Genomic DNA, 18,047 nt, shown 5'->3' with positions numbered 1-18,047 from the left:
TCCCAGGCGAATCCTGCCTATCAAATAAATTTTTGACAATTCAAAAAGCGGCCCTATAATCTGTCCGGTTTGAAAAAAGGTCGGGACAGGACGATGCCGTTTTTGATGAAAAAAGCAGCCTTGCAGACGGGTGGAGCGCACCAGAGCGGCCCCGTTGTTTCCGGTTCCCGCCCCACAGATCCCCAGTTGTTTTTAAAAAGAGCCCCTGTTTCAGGGGCTTTTTTTTGTGCCGGAAAAACCTTCATTGATGTCAAAGGGAATGCAGACGATGACCAATCCACTCTATAACAAACACGTCATCTCCATCTCGGATCTGACCCGGTCCGACATGGAACTGGTGGTCGCCACCGCACAGCGGTTGAAGGCCGAACCCGACAGCCGCCTGCTGAAAGACAAGCTGGTCGCCAGCTGCTTCTTCGAGGCCTCCACCCGTACCCGACTGTCGTTCGAAACTGCCGTCCAGCGCCTGGGCGGCAACATCATCGGCTTCGCCGACGGCGGCAACACCAGCGCCAAGAAGGGCGAGACCCTGGCCGACTCCATCAAGATCATCGGCTCCTACTCCGATGCGGTGGTGATGCGCCACCCGAAGGAGGGCGCCGCCCGCCTCGCCTCCGAGTTCTCCCGGGTGCCGGTCATCAACGGCGGTGACGGTTCCAACCAGCATCCGACCCAGACCCTGCTCGATCTCTTCTCCATCCACGAGACGCAAGGGCGCCTGGACGGCCTCAACGTCGCCTTCGTCGGCGACCTGAAATACGGCCGCACCGTCCACTCCCTGGCCCAGGCCCTGAGCCTGTTCAACTGCCGCTTCTTCTTCATCTCCCCCGAGGCGCTGGCCATGCCGGACTACCTGTGCGAGGAGCTGGAGGAGAAGGGCATCCAGTTCAGCGTGCACGAGACCATGGAAGAGGTGATGCCGGAGCTCGACATCCTCTACATGACCCGCGTCCAGAAGGAGCGCTTCGACGAGACCGAGTACAAGCACATGGCCGCCAAGTTCGTGCTGGAACTGGCCACCCTGGAAGGGGCCAAGCCGACCATGAAGATCCTGCATCCCCTGCCCCGGGTCGACGAGATCGACGTGGCCGTCGACAAGACCCCCCACGCCTACTACTTCCAGCAGGCGGAGAACGGGGTCTATGCGCGCCAGGCACTGCTGGCACTGGTACTGAACGAAACCGTCTAAGGGAAAGGGGAACATCATGTCCGAGAAGAACCAACTGCAAGTCGAAGCCATCCGTCACGGCTCCGTCATCGACCACGTCCCCGCCGGCCAGGGCATCAAGATCCTCAAGCTGTTCCAGCTGATCGAGACCCAGGAGCGGATCACCGTCGGCTTCAACCTGAAATCCGGCGCCCTGGGCAAGAAGGATCTCATCAAGATCGAGAACACCCGATTGACCGAGCAGCAGGCGAACCAGCTCGCGCTGTTCGCCCCCAAGGCCACCGTCAACATCATCGAAGACTTCGTGGTGGTGAAGAAGCACCAGCTGGCGCTGCCGGAGTTCATCGCCGGGGTGTTCCACTGCCCCAACTCCAACTGCATCTCCCACAACGAGCCGGTGGACAGCTACTTCCGGGTGCGCGAGGTGAAAGGTGCGGTGCGCATGAAGTGCAAGTACTGCGAAAAGTCCTTCACCCAGGAGATCGTCAGCGAGCGCTACTGATTTCTCGCCTGCAACAGATATCCATGTGGGCCCCATCGGGCCCATTTTTGAACCCTGTCACATCACTTATTCCCCCTTTGGTTATAATTTGCCATCTCAGAACGGCTAGGCATTGCTCATCACCTGCTTGAACGCTCGTCATCAGTGTTTTTTGCTATGAAAAACCGGAATGACAGACTGAGCGAGGATAGCCATCGGTCATCATCAAAGGAAAGTCGCCATGGTCAAGACCCTCACTCGTCCCCAGGAACCAGAGTCCGACCAGGCTCAGCTGGATGCCTGCCGCCAGATCATCGGCCAGCACTGCTACAGCACCCAGGAAGAGATCCGCCGCGAGCTGTCGGAGCGCGGCTTCGCCGACATCAGCCAGTCCACCATCTCCCGCCTGCTGCGCCGCCTCGGCGTGGCCAAGGCCCAGAACGCCAACGGCAAGAAGGTCTACACCCTGGTGGACGAGCAGCTGGAGCCCGCCGGTAGCACCCGTTCGGTACACGACATGGTGCGCGCCGTGGTCCACAACCAGCAGATGGTGCTGGTGCACACCACCCCGGGGGCCGCCACCGTGGTCGCCCGCCTGCTGGATCGCCACGCCGACCCGGAGATCCTGGGGGCCGTGGCCGGCAACGACGTGGTGCTGATCGCCCCGCGCCACATCAGCCGCACCCGCCAGGCCCACGCCGCCGTGGTGCGCACCCTGGAGCAGGCGCGCTAGCACCTCCCTTCGACGCAGCGAGGCGACCCTTGGGTCGCCTTTTTGTTGCCTGCGGTTCGCCGGGGATCAGCCCCCCACTATAAAAAAAACGGGAACCACTGGCTCCCGTGTGCGGTGTCGATCTCTTCGTCAGGCCAGCATGGCGCCAAGACTCAGGCAGGCCACGATCAGCACGGTCAGCAGGCCGAGCAGCGGGGCCACCCACTTCAGGTAGCGCACATAGGGCACCTTGGCGATGGCCAGGCCCCCCATGACCACGGCGGAGGTCGGGGTCACCAGGTTCACCAGCCCGGAGGCGGACTGGTAGGCGGTGACCACCAGCTCGCGGCCCACGTTGGCGAAGTCGGCCAGTGGCGCCATGATCGGCATGGTCAGCACGGCCAGACCGGAGGAGGAGGGCACCAGGAAGGAGAGCACCACTTCCAGCGCGAACATCACGTTGATGAACACCACTGTGGAGAGGCCGGTCACTATGCCTTCCGCGCTGTGCAAGATGGTGTGGGTGATCATGCCGTTGTCCATCACCACGACTATACCGCGGGCGATACCTATGATGAGGGCCACGCCGAGCAGATCGCGGGCACCGTCGATGAAGTTGGAGGTCAGCTCCTCCTCGCTCATGCGGGAGATGACGCCCACTATGATGGCGGCGGCCAGGAAGACGCCGGAGATCTGCGCCATCCACCAGCCCAGCACGGCCACCCCGTAGATCATCACGGCGAAGGCGGCGACGAAGATACCCAGCACTATCTTGCGGGTCAGGGTGAACTCCAGCATCTGGTCGCTCTTGTTGCCGAGGAAGTGGGCTCGGTTCTCTTCCCACTTGTCGGCCACCAGGGACTTGCTGGGGTCGTTGCGCACCATCTTGGCGTAGCGCATCACGTAGGCCACGCACAGCAGCCAGCCGGCCCCCAGCATGGCGACACGCAACCAGATGCCATCGGTAAAGGAGATGCCGGCGGCGTTGGCGGCAATCACGGTGGCGAACGGGTTGATGGTGGAACCCAGGGTACCGATACCGGCCCCCAGCAATACGGTTGCAGCAGCCACGACCGGGTCGAAGCGGGCGGCCATCATCACCGGCACCAGCAGGGTGTAGAAGGGCAGCGATTCTTCCGCCATGCCGTAGATGGTGCCACCCGCGGCAAACAGCGCCATCAGGATCGGGATCATCCACTCCTCGCGGCCGCGCAGGCGGTCGGTGACGCGCTCGATCCCGGCATCGATGGCCCCGGTCTTGGTCACTATGCCAAGGAAGCCGCCGATGATCAGGATGAAGAGGGAGACGTCGATGGCGCCCGCCTCATAGGTGTCGTGGTTGTAGAGGCCGTCGATGGGGGCCAGCAGCACGTCGACGATCCCCTGGGGATTGGCATCCACCAGTTTGTAGGTACCAGCCACCGGCACTTCCTTACCGAGGGCTTCGTTCATGGTCATTTCATATTTGCCGGCGGGCACTATCCAGCTCAGGGCGGCCACCAGGGCGATCAGCACAAACAATATGGTGTAGGCTGACGGGAACTTGAATTTGGTCATGGTCCAGCTTCCTTCTGTGGGTGTGGTATCCATGCAGGCTGCGGGTTGTAGGGTTAGAGGTGTTGTTCCGCTGTCACATGGTCGAAAAGCCGGGGGTCACCCCCCGGCACCACTACTGCGACCTCAGTCGCCCAGCGTAGCAACCATCACTGCCTTGATGGTGTGCATCCGGTTTTCGGCCTCGTCGAATACGATGCTGTGCTCGGATTCGAACACGTCCTCGGTCACTTCCAGGCCCTTCATGCCATATTTGTCGGCCACTTCCTTGCCCATGGTGGTCTCGTCGTTGTGGAAGGCCGGCAGGCAGTGCATGAACTTCACATCCGGGTTCTTGGTGGCGTTGATGACGTCCATGTTGACCTGATACGGAGTCATCAGTTTCACGCGCTGATCCCAGGCCTCTTTCGCCTCACCCATGGAGACCCAGACGTCTGTGTAGAGGAAGTCGGTACCCAGCACACCCTCTTTGACATCTTCGGTCAGGGTGATGCGTGCGCCTGTCTCTTCGGCGATCAGGCGGCACTTGGCGACCAGCTCCTCTTCCGGCCAGAAGGCTTTCGGCGCCACCAGGCGAATGTCCATGCCCATCTTGGCGGCGCCGACCATCAGGGAGTTGCCCATGTTGTTGCGGGCATCACCCAGGTAGGCGAACTTGATTTGATCCAGACGCTTGCCCTTGCCGTGCTCCAGCATGGTCATGAAGTCGGCCAGGATCTGGGTCGGGTGGAATTCGTTGGTCAGGCCGTTCCAGACCGGGACACCGGCGTAGGCACCCAGCTCTTCCACGATCTCCTGGCCGTAGCCACGGTATTCGATGCCGTCATACATGCGGCCCAGTACGCGGGCGGTGTCCTTCATGGACTCCTTGTGGCCGATCTGGGAACCGCTCGGGCCGAGGTAGGAGACTTGCGCGCCCTGGTCGAAGGCCGCCACTTCAAACGCACAGCGGGTGCGGGTGGAGGTCTTCTCGAAGATCAGGGCGATGTTCTTGCCGACCAGATGCTTGCGCTCATAGCCACCGTATTTGGCCTTCTTCAGGTCGATGGCCAGATCGATCATGTATTGGATTTCGCGCGGGGTGAAGTCCAGCAGTTTCAGGAAGTTACGGTTACGCAGATTAAAAGCCATGATGAGTTCTCTCTATATTTGTTCAGACCAATTTGGGCAGTGTTGTTAACTACGCAGTTGTTCAGGCCAGAGCATTGGCTCAGGCATTGACGGTATTAGTGGCAACGATATTGGTGCCGGCTTCGCCCCTGAGGATGGCCAGACCATCTTCCAGGGAACCGATCCCGACCATGCCGCCGGTCGCCTTGACGAATTCGCAGGAGGCCTCGACCTTGGGCCCCATGGAGCCTGCATCGAACTTGACCCCGGCCAGCTCGTCCGGGCTGGTGACCCGCAGCGGACGCTGGGTCGGCTTGCCCCAATCCAGGTAGACGGCATCGGCGTCGGTCAGGATCAGCAGGGCGTCGGCCTTGATCTGCTTGGCCAGGTAGGCGGCAGACATGTCCTTGTCGATGACGGCCTCTATACCGGTCAGGCTCTGGCCATCCCAGGTCACCGGAATGCCGCCACCACCGGTACAGATGATGAGGTGGCCCTGGGCGATCAGGGTTTCGATGGCGTCGCCTTCGACGATGCGCTGAGGCAGCGGGGACGGCACCACGCGGCGGAAGAACTTGCCGTCAGCCTTGACCGACCAGTGCTTCTCTGCAGCTAGGGCGCGGGCCTCCACTTCTTCATAAACCGGGCCGATAAACTTGGTCGGATTGGCAAACGCCGGATCCTGGGGGTCGACCTGCACCTGGGTCAGCAGCGCGGTGACGTTGCGGCTCGGCATCAGGTTCTTCAGCTCCTGGATCAGCATGTAGCCGATCATGCCCTGGGACTCGGCGCCCAGCACATCCAGAGGATAGGGGGAGACCTTGGTGTAGGCGCTGTTCTGCAGGGCCAGCAGGCCGACTTGCGGGCCGTTGCCGTGCACCAGCACAACGTTGTACTCCTGGGCGATCAGGGCGATGGTCTTGGCGGCGGTGGCGATGTTCTTGCGCTGGATGTCAGCTTCAAGCGGCTCGCCACGACGGAGCAGGGCATTGCCACCCAGGGCGACGACGACAGTTGGTTTTTTCATGGTGTTACTCTCGAGTCTTGGTATCTGTGGCGTCAGCCTCTGCCGGCGCCACGCCGTCTTGTCAGATGCCGTCACGTTCCATCGGGCAGCTCATGCAGCGGGCGCCGCCGCGACCACGTCCCAGCTCTTCACCCGGGATGGGCAGCACAGTGATGCCGGCCTTGTCGTACTTCTCGTTGGTGTAGGTGTTGCGCTCGTAACCCACCACCACGCCGGGGCGTACGGTCAGCACGTTGTTGGCGTCGTTCCACTGCTCGCGCTCGGCCTCGAAGCTGTCGCCGCCCGTGGTGATGAGCTTGAGCTGATCCACCCCCAGCGCCTTCTCGATGGCGGTGACGAAGTAACCCTCCTCCTTGATGTTCATGCCGGTGGCGCCACCCGGGGTCAGGCTCCAGCAGTTCACGTCCTTGCGGATGACTTCCGGATAGACGGAGAAGGTGTCTATGTCCATGTGGGTCATGACGGTGTCGAGGTGCATGCAGCTGCGGTGTTTCGGCAACTGCATGGCGATGACCTGCTTGGCCTGGCCGTGTTTGAACAGGCCGCGGGCCAGGTGTTCGACCCCTTGCGGCGTGGTGCGCTCGGACATGCCGATGAGCACGGCGCCGCGGCCGATGACCAGGACGTCGCCCCCCTCGATGGTGGAGTTGTCGTAGTCGCGGTCTTCGTCACCGAAGTACTTGATGAAGTCCTGGCCGGCGAACTGCGGGTGCCAGCGGTAGATGGCCTTCACATGGTTGGTCTCGCGGCGACGGGCGGCCTTGGCCATGGGGTTGATGGAGACGCCGCCGTAGACCCAGCAGGAGGTGTCGCGGGTGAAGAGGTGGTTGGGCAGCGGCTCTATGATGAAATCGGTCGGGGCGTGCATGCCGACCACCATGTTGACGCCGCTGTAGGGCATCTCGGAGTAGGTCAGGCCGCCGGAGAGGATGCGGGCCAGCTCGCGGTGCGGCATGTCGGCCAGGAAGCAGCGCACGTCGTTGGCCAGCGCGGTGCCGAGGCGATAATCGGAGACCTGATGCTGCAGCAGCCAGGTTTTGGCTTCCGGTACATCCAGGGTTTCCGCCAGCAGGTTGGTCAGCAGGAAGACTTCGACATTCTGATCGCGCAGCACCTGAGCGAATTTGTCGTGCTCCTGACCGGCGCGCTCAACGGACAAGACGTCATCGAACAGCAGATCCTGGCAGTTGGAGGGGGTCAGACGCTTCAGACTGAGGTTGGGGCGGTGCAACATGACGCGGCGCAACTGGCCAACTTCAGAACCTACATAAAATTTGCTCATGATTATATTCCGTCTAGCAGTGGTCCCTGCGAGTGATTGAATAGATTCCTTCTATTCAGGCTCGTGGCTAAGGCGGGATATTCTTTATGTAGGGTATTCGGCTTATGTTCTATCCTGCCCTTGCCTTTCGACGCAGAGATTAGGACTGGAGGTCACATCAAACTTAGACATTGATCACATTCAACTCAGACTGCATAAATTCCGGAGTTAATTTATGACGGAGTGTACATAAACGATATTTGCCCCAGGGTCGTCATGGCATAAACAAGCAAAAAACGCCCGTAAAATCCCGGCAAGATAGCGTTTTCATTCATTTTCATTATCCATAAAGAGATAGCCATTGTTTTAAAATCACTTGGAAATCAGCAATATAAAATAATCCATTTCAGTTTTTGAATTTTTTATATCTCTCCATGAATTTATCGTCATTCACTCCCCTTGAGTTCACCACATAAATAGTCACTTTCGCCATTCCGGTTGAATAATCCATCTTTTGTTCCAGATCATGGCATTTGCGCCAGGTCGCACGGCAGGCTTCGCGCCCACGGCTTTCACGCCATGTCTTTTATATGGATATGCATTTTGGACGCATCCCGGCGGGAGTATTCTCATCAGCGCCATTGCAGCCGGGATTCAAAGTTTTTTCATTAGTTGAATTTATTGCAGCGCCTTGCACCAACCCGTGGTTCGCCTTAACTCAGAAAGTGATCGGGATCACACGCTTTTCTGTCATCAAGGAGATAACCATGAAGATCAAGTCGCTGTTTCTGCTCGTCGCCCTGGTCCTGCCCATGGCCCCGGCCCTGGTCCACGCCCAGGGCGCCCCCGCCATGCCGCTGGTGGTATGCCATGTCGACCAGGCACCCCAGATGCTGGTGCCCGCCTACCTTTGCCAATGGTATGGCGGCAGCCAGCACCACTGATCCTCCCACCCACGTCCTCTCACCCAAGGGGGGATGCACTCCTCTTGGGTGATGCCATTCCCCTCCCTCGTTCGCCCTCGCCCCCATCCAGACCCGTCGCTTCAATCCCCCGGGATTGCCATTGGGCCGACATCACGCCCCTGGATGTCGGCTCCCGCATGCGCCCATCTGCGATCGACACCGGTAGCGCCGACATTTCTGAACCCCAGGTAAACGGCCTGTGAGACATTCGCCATTACATGAGTGAGTAAAACGCCATAAAAATTCTCGCCATAGTCGGAAGATAAGCGTGAAAAAACCACAAGCAACACCGACAACACAATGATTAATAACAAAATAATCTCTATATCATTTCGCGAGAAACGAGTTGAGAAAAAACGTTTTTCAACATGCCGTTGTCGCCCTGCGCGAAATCCTTATAGTTACTCCTGCACGGACGCAATGAAGTCGGTCAGGAAGACTGGCTGCCAGGGTTGGGCAAATGGACTCACCACAGGATGTGGTAAAGGACACCTCCCAGGACGGAGAAAGTGCGACGGGAAAGGATGACTCGTCAGGCCATGATGGCTAAAGGACACCCCAAAGGATTGGGAAGGGGAAACCTAAAGGAAGAGGTATAGTCAGGGATTGCAGGGAGCAACTTCGTTCAAGGATCTGAGCGATAAGACTATCGGGGGCGACGCGAGTCGCCCCCATCTTTTTTGGGCATTTTTCACTCCTGCCCGCTGGTGGGTCACCCCGGCCACGGCGCTGTCGGCCAGGGTGTCCACGACCAGACCTTATTCCAGCCGGAAGTGCCCCACTATCTCCCTCAGCCTGTCATAGGTGCGCTGCATGGCGGTCGAGCTGTGCGCGGTCCGCTCCCCATTGCCCTTGAGCTGGGTGATCACCTCGGCGATGGCGCTCATGTTGCGGTTGATCTCCTCGGCGACGGCACTCTGCTGCTCCGCAGCCGTGGCGATATGGCTGATGAGATCGTTGATCTCCACCACTTCCCCCGCCATCAGATCCAGCGACGCATTCACCTTGCTGGTGTTTTCCGCCGCATCCTGACAGCTCTGCCGGGTGTTGCCCATGGCGGTCACCACTGTCTGGGTGCCCCTCTGCAACCGGGTCAGCATGGTCTGGATCTCGGCTGTGCTCTTCTGGGTACGTCCCGCCAGGGAGCGCACCTCGTCCGCCACCACCGCAAAACCGCGCCCCTGCTCCCCGGCCCTGGCCGCCTCGATGGCGGCGTTGAGGGCCAGCAGGTTGGTCTGTTCCGCGATGCCGCCGATGACCCCGAGGATGGAGCCGATCTGCTGCACGTCCTGCTGCATGGCCTCGATGGAACGTGCCGTGGCTTCCACCTCGGTCACCAGGGCGGTCACGCTGGCCATGGCCTGATCCACCACCTGACGCGACTGGTTGGCCAGCTGCTGGCTCTGGCCGGTGAGCTGGGCCGTGCTGGCCGCACTCTCCGACACCGAGACGGCGGTGCGGCTCATCTCGTTGATGGCGGTGACCACCTGCTCCGTCTCTCGCACATGCTCGGCCAGCAGCCCCTGTGCCGAGCCCGTCTGCCTGGCGAGATCCGAAATCCCCTCGTTGAGCTGGCCACTGGCCTGCCGTACCTCCCCCATCATCTCCTGCAACTGCTCGATGAAGCGGTTGATACCCGCCGAGATCTGGCCGAGATCGTCCTTGCTGGTCACCGTGAGCCGGCGAGTCAGATCGCCGTTGCCCTGGGACAACTCCTGCACCAGATCCCGCAGGGAGAGGATGGGTCTATAGGCCAGGTTGAGCGCCATCATGGAGATCACCAGCACCAGGGCCGCGACCCCGAGCAGGGCCAGGGTGATCTTGCGGTTGAGCGCCTGGGTCATGGCCCGGATGTAATCGAGGTCGATATAGCCGGTCAGGGTCCAGCTGCTGCCCCGGATATCCAGCGTGTTGGGACGGCTCTCCGTCTCTCCCCCGGGCTTGCTGCTGTAGAGCTCCCGGCCCTGGCTGTCGGTGAGGGAGAAGTAGCGCCCCTCCCCGCTCACCTTCGCCAGCAGCGTCTTGAACTCGCTCATGTCGAGGTAGTAGAGGTAGGCGGAATCGGCACCACGGGGTACCAGGATGGAGATCACCGGCTTGCCGTCCAGCTGCTCCAGCGGGCTGACGGTGATCTGGTTGTTGGCGGCCGGGATCTGTTTGCGCAGGGCCTCGACCCTGGCCTTGTCGTCGATCACCCCGTTCACGTCGAATGCCATGTCGCCGATGATCTTGACGATGTTGTGAAAGCCGGTCTCCTGGAGGGCTTTCTTGACGCTGGTCACCCCGAGATTGAGGTTGGCCGCCAGCAACACCCTCTGGTTGATGTCCCCCGCCAGCTTCTCCCTGACCAGGGTTATCTGCTCGTTGATGTTCTGGGTGGCCTGGGTGCGGATGTACCCGCTGATGAAATGGTTGACGCTGAACCAGGCGGTGCCGATGGTGGCCAGGATGGCGAGCAGCAGGAGGACGTTGATCTTGACTTTGAATGGCATGGGATGGGTCCCTCCAGAGAGAAAGGGCCGGAATTGCTCCAGCCCTCTCTGCCAATGCTTACTTCTTCTTGGCGTACTTCATGGAGTCCAGCGCGACCGCCAGAATGATGATGCCACCCTTGATGATGAACTGCCAGTAAGGGCTGACCCCTATGTAGGTCAAACCATAGTTGATCAGCGTGAAGATAAGTACGCCGGTGATCACACCGGCGACAGTGCCCACACCGCCGGCGAACGACACCCCACCCACCACGCAGGCCGCGATGGCGTCGAGTTCATACATGAAGCCGAGGTTGTTGGTGGCGCTGCCGATGCGGCCCGCTTCCAGCATGCCGCCGAAGGCATAGAAGACACCGGCCAGGGCGTAGATGATCACCAGGTTGACGGCGACGTTGACGCCGGACACCTTGGCCGCCTCCGGGTTGCCGCCGATGGCGAAGATGTTCTTGCCGAAGCGGGTCTTGTTCCACAGCACCCAGACGAAGACGCTGGCGATGGCCGCATAGAAGGTCAGGTAGGAGAGCTTGAACCCGCCAATCCGGATGAACCCCTGGGCAAAGTTGGAGAAGCGGGGATCGAAGCCGGCCACCGGGGAGGCGCCCACGGAGTCGAAGTACAGCGAGTTGATGCCGTAGACGATGATCATGGTGCCCAGGGTGGTGATGAAGGGCGTCACGTTCAGGTAGGCCACGATCAGGCCGTTGACCAGGCCGATCAGGGCCCCCACCACGCACACCAGCAGGATCACTGCGGGGATGGGCACTTCACCCAGGGTCGGGAATACCTTGTTGACGTTGGTCAGGGCCTGCAGCATGGTGGCCGCGATCAGCGCCGCCAGGCCGACCTGGCGACCGGCCGACAGGTCGGTGCCCTGGGTGATGATGATGCCCGCCACCCCGAGGGCGATGATGACCCGCACCGAGGACTGGGTCAGGATGTTGCTGAGGTTGGTGAGGCTGAGGAAGGAGGGCTCCTTGATCACGATGATCATGAGCAACACCAGCAGCACCACATAGATGCCGTTCTCTTTAAGCGCCTGCATCAGGTTGAAATTTTTAGCCGACTCCATAATGTCTTCCTGTCTTTATAGGTACAGAGATGCCAGGCGCAGGATCTCGCTCTGGTCAGTTTCTTTGGTGTTGACGATCCCGGCGACCCGGCCATTGCTCATGACCAGGATGCGATCGGTGATCCCGAGCAGTTCCGGCATCTCGGACGAGATGATGACGATGCCCTTGTCCTTCTTCGCCAGCTCCAGGATGAGCTGGTAGATCTCGAACTTGGCCCCCACGTCGATGCCGCGGGTCGGTTCGTCCAGCATCAGTATCTCCGGCTGGGTCAGCAGCCAGCGGCCGATGATCACCTTCTGCTGGTTGCCGCCGGACAGGGAGCCGATCTGGGTCTGCTGGGTCGGCGTCTTGACCCGCATGGAGTCGATGACCCACTGGGTATCGCTCTTCATCTTGTTGTCGCTGAGCAGCCCCATGGATCCCTTGTAGTTGTCCATGTTGGCGATCAGGGAGTTGAAGGCGATATCGAGACGGGAGTAAATCCCGGTGGAGCGGCGCTCTTCGGTGACCAGGGCGAAGCCATTCTGGATCGCCTCGTGGGCGTTGCGGTTGGCGACCTCCTTGCCATGAAGCTTGATGCTCCCCTCGCTGTGCTCGCGAATGCCGAACAGGGTCTCCACGATGTCGGTGCGCTTGGCCCCCACCAGACCGGCGATGCCGAGGATCTCCCCCTTGTGCAGGTTGAAGGTCACGTCCTTGATGGAAGGCTGGTTCTTGGCCGTCAGGTGTTCGACCTCGAGGATCACTTCTTTCGGCTGGTTGGTTTTTTCCGGGAAGCGCTGGGTGAGCTCGCGGCCGACCATCATGCCGATGATCTTGTCCATGGTGAGCCCTTCGAGGGACTGGGTCGCCACCCACTGGCCATCCCGCAATATGGTGATCTCGTCACAGAGCTGGAAGATCTCTTCCATCTTGTGGGAGATGTAGACGATGCCGCACCCCTTCTCCTTGAGCTTGTTGATGATCTTGAAGAGGTGGTTGACCTCCTTCTCGGTCAGGGAGGAGGTGGGTTCGTCCATGATGACGATCTTGGCGTCATAGGAGAATGCCTTGGCGATCTCGATCATCTGCATCTGGGAGACGGACAGCGTGCCGACCTTGACTCGCGGGTCTATGTCGATGTCCAGCTCTTCGAAGATGCGCTTGGTGTCGTCATACATCTTGCCGTGATCGATGAACCACCCCTTGGTGGGATAGCGGCCGAGCCACATGTTGTCCATCACGGTGCGTTGCAGTACCAGGTTCAGCTCCTGGTGCACCATGGAGACACCGTTCTCCAGCGCCTCCTTGGACGAGGTGAAGTTGACCTCCTCGCCCTTGAAGAAGATCTTGCCCTGATCCTTCTCGTAGATGCCGAACAGGCACTTGAGCAGCGTGGACTTCCCTGCGCCATTCTCGCCCATCAACGCATGCACAGAATGAGGACGGACCCGTAAATTGACATTATCGAGTGCCTTGACGCCGGGAAAGCTTTTACTGACGTCAATCATCTCCAACAGCCATTCTGATTGTTGCCGTGTTGTCATATCAGCCATCACATCTGGTTGAAAAAAGGGCAAGGGATCTCCCTTGCCCTGGAGGTGGGAATTACTCGAATTGGGACAGGTTGTCTTTATCCACGCCCACGTAGGCAACACGCACGACCTTGTTGTCGATCTTCCAGTTGGTGCCTTCACCGGCCGGCTTGCCTTCCGCCAGGTTCTTGGTCAGCTCGAAGGTGGCCTTGGCCTGGTTGGCCGCATCGTTCAGCACTGTGCCCGCCATGGCGCCGCTCTTGACCATGGCCAGGGCTTCCGGCAGGGCGTCGACGCCGAACACCGGGATGGCAGTCTTGCCCTGGGCCTTCAGGGATTCAACAGCGCCCATTGCCATGCCGTCGTTGTTGGCGATGACCACTTCGATCTTGTTGGCGTTGGGGCCGGAGATCCAGGCATCCATCTTGTCCTTGGCCATGGCGGTATCCCACATACCGGTATCCATGTGCAGCTGCTCGGTCTTGACGCCGCCGTCGTTCAGGGTCTTGACGACGTAGGTGGTACGGGCTTCCGCATCCGGGTGGCCCGGCTCTCCCTTGAGCAGCACGAACTGGATGACGCCATCCTTGTTCAGATCCCACTCGGGATGGGCCTTCCAGTGCTTGGCGATCAGCTCGCCCTGGATGATGCCGGACTCCTTGGAGTCGGTCCCTACGTAGTAGGCCTTGTCGTAGCTGGCCAGATCGGCTGCGCTCGGTTCCTTGTTGTAGAACACCACGGGGATCTCGTCCGCACGGGCTTTCTCGATCACGACAGGGGCCGCCGCCGGGTCGACCAGGTTGATGGCCAGCGCCTTCACGCCCTTGGCCAGCAATACGTCGATCTGGTCGTTCTGCTTGGACTGGTCATTCTGGGAGTCGTTCATCAGCAGCTCCACGCCGGGATTGGCTGCCGCTTCCTTCTCGATGGCCTTGCGCACCACGGCCATGAAGTTGTCGTCATACTTGTAGACGGTGACACCGATACGGGTATCGGCCTGGGCTTGGGCTCCCGCCATCAGTCCCATCAGCAAGGTGGCAACTGTCGTGAGTTTTTTCATTGTTATGCTCCGATCTCTATCTGTTTTTGTAGGGAATGCTGTACACCATGTGAACTGGCGCCAGCCTAATGTAATCAGTTTGTTGTGTGACGGTCTGTGATCATGGCAACAAAATGAAAACGTTTACACTCTGTTACATAGAAGCAATATTGTTAAAAATTAAATAGTTATGTAAGTTAAGGCCTCTTTCGAGGCCTCTCCATGAAAGACTAGCCCATCTAGCGCAAAATGCAGTGCCAGCTGTAACTTCCCGGCAACAACCAGAATTCGGGCCGCACGCTCTGGCTCCAGGAGTCATCGCCTCCCACCCCCATGTGGAAGCCATCGAGGCAGAGGTGCACTCCCCCTTCGGCCACCAGATCGGTCTGGTGACGCGCCAGGGCGAGCTGTTGCTGGCTGTAACGGCTGACGCTGAAGTGGAAGTGCCCCTCCACCTCCAGATCCCCCAGCCGCAGCTGGCGGGTATCGCAGCGCAGGCCGTTGTCGGTCGGGAACACATACGCGGTGTGCAGTGCATCGAGCGACGACTGCCAGCGACCGAGGTCGGCGGCCAGCAGGCGGTCCGGGTAGTTCTCGTGGGGGCCGCGCCCCAGCCAGTTCACCTCGCCATTCCCGGCGACCTCGTCGGCCAGCCAGAGCCTGGCCCCGATGCGGGGCAGGGAGGGCATGTCGGCGGCGATCTCCACCTCGATCTCCAGCGCCATGGCGCCATCATCACCAAACCTGTGGTGCCAGCGGGTCAGCACCTTCGGCTCGTCGCCCACGAAGTAGCCGTGGCGTACCGTGACTAGCCCCTGCGCCGGGTTCGCCTCCAGGCCGAGGCAGCGATGGCTCAAATCGTTCAGTCCGGCCTCCTGCCAGCGGGCAATCCAGGCATTGGGATCGGCGTGATCCGCCTCGCTGGTGCCAATGTCGTTGTCGAGCGGCGCCCGGTAGAAGTGATCGCAGATCGCCTCCCGCAACTGTTCGCGTCCCCGCTTGCGCCAGCTCAGGATGCGGCCGCTGGCCTTGTCCAGCCGCCATTCGGTGCCACCCGCCGTGACCAGCCATCGATCGGATTGCTCTTGCAAGCTGGCGGGGGCAGAGAGGCCGGGCAGCGCCAGCGGCGTGGGCAGCATAAATTGCTGACGTGCCACTTCGTGCCCCGCCTCGGCCCAGGGGGTGGCGGCCGGCTGCACTATGGCCAGATCCAACCAGGCGAGGGAGCCTGCCGTGAAAGCCGGCAGCCGATCCAGCAGGGTCAGCGTCACGCTGGCCTGGGGCGCCAGGTTGAGCGGGCATTCCCCCTGGCTCAACGCCACGCCGTCCTCGCACAGCCGCCACCGCAAGACTTCGTTGTCCGTGGGGCGGAACAGATATTCGCTGTGGATCGCCACCGTCAGCGGCTGCCGCTCGATCAGCGTCAGCGCGAACGGCTGCTGGGCCCGCTTGGCCTCGGCCAGGGAGGGATGGGGGGTGCGATCCGGGAACAGCAGGCCGTTGCAGCAGAACTGGCGATCGTTCGGGGCGTCGCCGAAGTCGCCGCCGTAGGCCCAGAAGTGGCGACCGTCGTCTGTCTGTTTGTCCAGCCCCTGATCAACCCAATCCCAGACGAAGCCGCCCTGCAGGCGGGGATGATCGCGAAACGCCTGCCAGTAGTGGGCATAGCCCCCCAGGCTGTTGCCCATGGCGTGGGCGTACTCGCACAGGATCAGCGGCCGGGTCTCTCCTGGCTGGCCGATCCACTTGCCGAGCGCCCACTTGGGCACCGCAGGGAAGGGTTGATCCTGGTGGGTGCGGGCATACATGGGGCAGATGATGTCGGTGGCCGGGGTGTCGGCCCCGCCCCCCTCGTACTGCACGGGGCGGCTCGGATCGCTCCCCTTGACCCAGCGATACATGGCGTCGTGGGCCGGGCCGTAGCCGGACTCGTTGCCGAGGGACCAGATGATGATGCTGGGGTGGTTGAAGTCCCGGGCCACCATGCGAGTGACCCGCTCGAGGAAGGCGGTGCTCCAGGCGGGATCCCGCGCCAGCCGACCCATGGGGGTCATGCCGTGGGTCTCCAGGTTCGCCTCGTCCACCACGTAGAGACCCAGCCGGTCGCACAGGCGATAGAGCTCGGGGTGGTTGGGATAGTGGGAGCAGCGCACCGCGTTGAAGTTGTGCCGCTTCATCAGCAGCAGATCCTGCTCCATGTCGGCAGGCACCACCGCGTGTCCCGTGGCGGGATGGTGCTCGTGGCGGTTGGCGCCGCGGATCAGCAGGGGTTGGCCGTTGACCCGCAGCAGGCCGCCACGGATCTCCACCGCACGAAAGCCCACGTCATAAGCCTCGCTCTCGATGGGCGCCCCCTGCTCGTCCAGCAGGGTCAGGGTCAGACGATAAAGATGGGGCGTCTCGGCGCTCCACTTGTGCGGCGCCGCCACCGCCAGCCACAGCTCGGCACGGTCGTCGTAAACCCCTTTTTCGTCGATGGCGCCGGTGCCGAGCGGCTGGCGTCGCTCGGCGATCAGCGTCTCACTGAAATAGAGCCTGGCCTCCACCGCCAGGCCGCTGCCCTCATTGACCTGCAGATCGACCTTGAGGCGGGCATCCCGATAGCAGGCGTCAAGCTCGGGCGTCACCCGGATATCCATCAGATGACGGGCCGGTTTGTGCAGCAGGCTCACGGAGCGGAAGATGCCGCTCATGCGCCACATGTCCTGATCTTCCAGATAGGAGCCGTCGGACCAGCGCAGCACCAGGGCTGCGAGCCGGTTGGCTCCGGCCTGAAGGAAGGGGCTCAGATCGAATTCGGCGGGCAGCCGGCTGTCCTGGGAGTAGCCGACCCAGCGGCCGTTGCAGAACAGGTGGAAGGCGCTGTCCACCCCGTCGAAGATGACTCGGGTCTGGCCGCCGGCCAGCCAGTCGGTGGGCAGTGCGAACTCGCGAGAGTAGCAGCCGGTGGGATTCTCGGCGGGCACCCAGGGCGGATCGCAGGGGAAGGGGTATTTGATGTTGGTGTAGATGGGCACGTCGGTCGCAGGCCGCAACCCTGGGTAGGCCGCATCCAGCTGCCAGTTGCCGGGTACCCGGATGGCCGTCGCGTCGGGCAGATCCTCGTTCACCCAGCGCTCGGGCACCTGCTCGGGGGCACCGAAGAAAGAAAAACGCCACTCGCCGTCGAGCAGCATGCGGGAAGGCGAAGAAAGCCCGGCTCGCGCCTCGGCCTCGCTGCGCCAACTGGACAAGGGGGTATGGGTGGGCAGACGATTCACCGACGTAATCACTTGGGTCTGCCAGTCCTGACGGGCTACTATCTCCCTGAGCATGCTTCTCTCTCCCTGCACGAGCGCTGAAAACCATTGCAGTGTAGGGAAGTTTTGACCGGCGATCGGCGATCTCGCTCACACAGATGTAAACGATTACACATATTTTGTTAAGTAAAGCGGAGTAAAAATCGGATAAATAGGGGTAAAGGGCCGCCACACCGGGGCGTCGGCAGCCAGTCGGGCCGAGTGGCGTACCGCAGGTGCACAGGCTTCGCTGGCACACGGCGGGGCCAGGGCGCTGGCTGGCAGGGGTGGAAGCCCATGCAGCCGCGGTTCCACGGGCCGGAGACGGCATAGAAGCGCACCCGGCCCTGAGGGTGCAGTGATGCTGATGATGGCG

The 18,047-nt window shown here is 61.1% G+C and carries 13 protein-coding genes; 4 read left to right on the top strand and 9 right to left on the bottom strand.

All coding sequences use genetic code 11. The features are described from left to right. Window positions 1–268 precede the first annotated feature (268 nt). The 3 genes from pyrB to BN1132_RS15920 all read left to right on the top strand — a co-directional run bounded on the left by pyrB (window position 269) and on the right by BN1132_RS15920 (window position 2,382). A complete protein-coding gene (pyrB, locus tag BN1132_RS15930; protein WP_042078770.1) occupies window positions 269–1,189 on the top strand; it encodes an aspartate carbamoyltransferase in 921 nt (306 codons plus the stop codon). A 16-nt stretch (window positions 1,190–1,205) separates the two neighbouring features. Next, the gene (gene pyrI, locus BN1132_RS15925) at window positions 1,206–1,670 is read left to right on the top strand and encodes an aspartate carbamoyltransferase regulatory subunit (protein ID WP_042078768.1); all 465 of its coding nucleotides are present in this window, start codon (window positions 1,206–1,208) and stop codon (window positions 1,668–1,670) included. A 220-nt stretch (window positions 1,671–1,890) separates the two neighbouring features. Next, entirely contained in the window at window positions 1,891–2,382 is a 492-nt protein-coding gene (locus BN1132_RS15920) for an arginine repressor (protein WP_042078766.1), read from the top strand. 129 nt (window positions 2,383–2,511) lie between these two features. On the opposite strand, the gene BN1132_RS15915 is transcribed toward BN1132_RS15920, so the two are convergent. The 4 genes from BN1132_RS15915 to arcA form a co-directional block, all read right to left on the bottom strand. Continuing rightward, the gene (locus tag BN1132_RS15915) at window positions 2,512–3,918 is read right to left on the bottom strand and encodes a YfcC family protein (RefSeq protein WP_042078765.1); all 1,407 of its coding nucleotides are present in this window, start codon (window positions 3,916–3,918) and stop codon (window positions 2,512–2,514) included. Between the two features lie 123 nt (window positions 3,919–4,041). Next, complete coding sequence (gene argF / locus BN1132_RS15910) at window positions 4,042–5,046, bottom strand: ornithine carbamoyltransferase (protein WP_033114793.1); 1,005 nt, start codon at window positions 5,044–5,046, stop codon at window positions 4,042–4,044. 79 nt (window positions 5,047–5,125) lie between these two features. After that, window positions 5,126–6,052: a carbamate kinase gene (gene arcC, locus BN1132_RS15905; protein WP_042078764.1), complete on the bottom strand. Its 927-nt coding sequence runs from the start codon at window positions 6,050–6,052 to the stop codon at window positions 5,126–5,128. 61 nt (window positions 6,053–6,113) lie between these two features. Continuing rightward, window positions 6,114–7,334, bottom strand: a complete 1,221-nt coding sequence (gene arcA / locus BN1132_RS15900; protein ID WP_042078763.1) for an arginine deiminase — start codon at window positions 7,332–7,334, stop codon at window positions 6,114–6,116. 746 nt (window positions 7,335–8,080) lie between these two features. On the opposite strand from arcA, the gene BN1132_RS20060 reads away from it, so the two are divergent. Continuing rightward, on the top strand, window positions 8,081–8,257 hold the full coding sequence (locus BN1132_RS20060) for a hypothetical protein (protein WP_152551730.1): 177 nt from the start codon (window positions 8,081–8,083) through the stop codon (window positions 8,255–8,257). Between the two features lie 779 nt (window positions 8,258–9,036). Here BN1132_RS20060 and BN1132_RS15895 read toward each other — a convergent pair. The 5 genes from BN1132_RS15895 to BN1132_RS15875 all read right to left on the bottom strand — a co-directional run bounded on the left by BN1132_RS15895 (window position 9,037) and on the right by BN1132_RS15875 (window position 17,707). After that, window positions 9,037–10,770, bottom strand: a complete 1,734-nt coding sequence (locus BN1132_RS15895) for a methyl-accepting chemotaxis protein (RefSeq protein ID WP_042078762.1) — start codon at window positions 10,768–10,770, stop codon at window positions 9,037–9,039. A 58-nt stretch (window positions 10,771–10,828) separates the two neighbouring features. Next, a complete protein-coding gene (mglC, locus tag BN1132_RS15890; protein ID WP_042078760.1) occupies window positions 10,829–11,839 on the bottom strand; it encodes a galactose/methyl galactoside ABC transporter permease MglC in 1,011 nt (336 codons plus the stop codon). Window positions 11,840–11,854: 15 nt separating this feature from the next. After that, the gene (gene mglA / locus BN1132_RS15885) at window positions 11,855–13,375 is read right to left on the bottom strand and encodes a galactose/methyl galactoside ABC transporter ATP-binding protein MglA (protein ID WP_042078758.1); all 1,521 of its coding nucleotides are present in this window, start codon (window positions 13,373–13,375) and stop codon (window positions 11,855–11,857) included. Between the two features lie 52 nt (window positions 13,376–13,427). Then, complete coding sequence (gene mglB / locus BN1132_RS15880) at window positions 13,428–14,414, bottom strand: galactose/glucose ABC transporter substrate-binding protein MglB (RefSeq protein ID WP_042078757.1); 987 nt, start codon at window positions 14,412–14,414, stop codon at window positions 13,428–13,430. 218 nt (window positions 14,415–14,632) lie between these two features. Continuing rightward, window positions 14,633–17,707 carry a beta-galactosidase gene (locus BN1132_RS15875; protein WP_042078756.1) on the bottom strand — a complete coding sequence of 1,025 codons (3,075 nt, stop codon included), beginning with the start codon at window positions 17,705–17,707 and terminating at the stop codon, window positions 14,633–14,635. Between the last annotated feature and the right edge of the window lie 340 nt (window positions 17,708–18,047).

Source organism: Aeromonas sanarellii, assembly GCF_000820085.1.
GTDB lineage: Bacteria > Pseudomonadota > Gammaproteobacteria > Enterobacterales > Aeromonadaceae > Aeromonas > Aeromonas sanarellii.
This window is presented reverse-complemented; position numbering and strand designations above follow the sequence as displayed.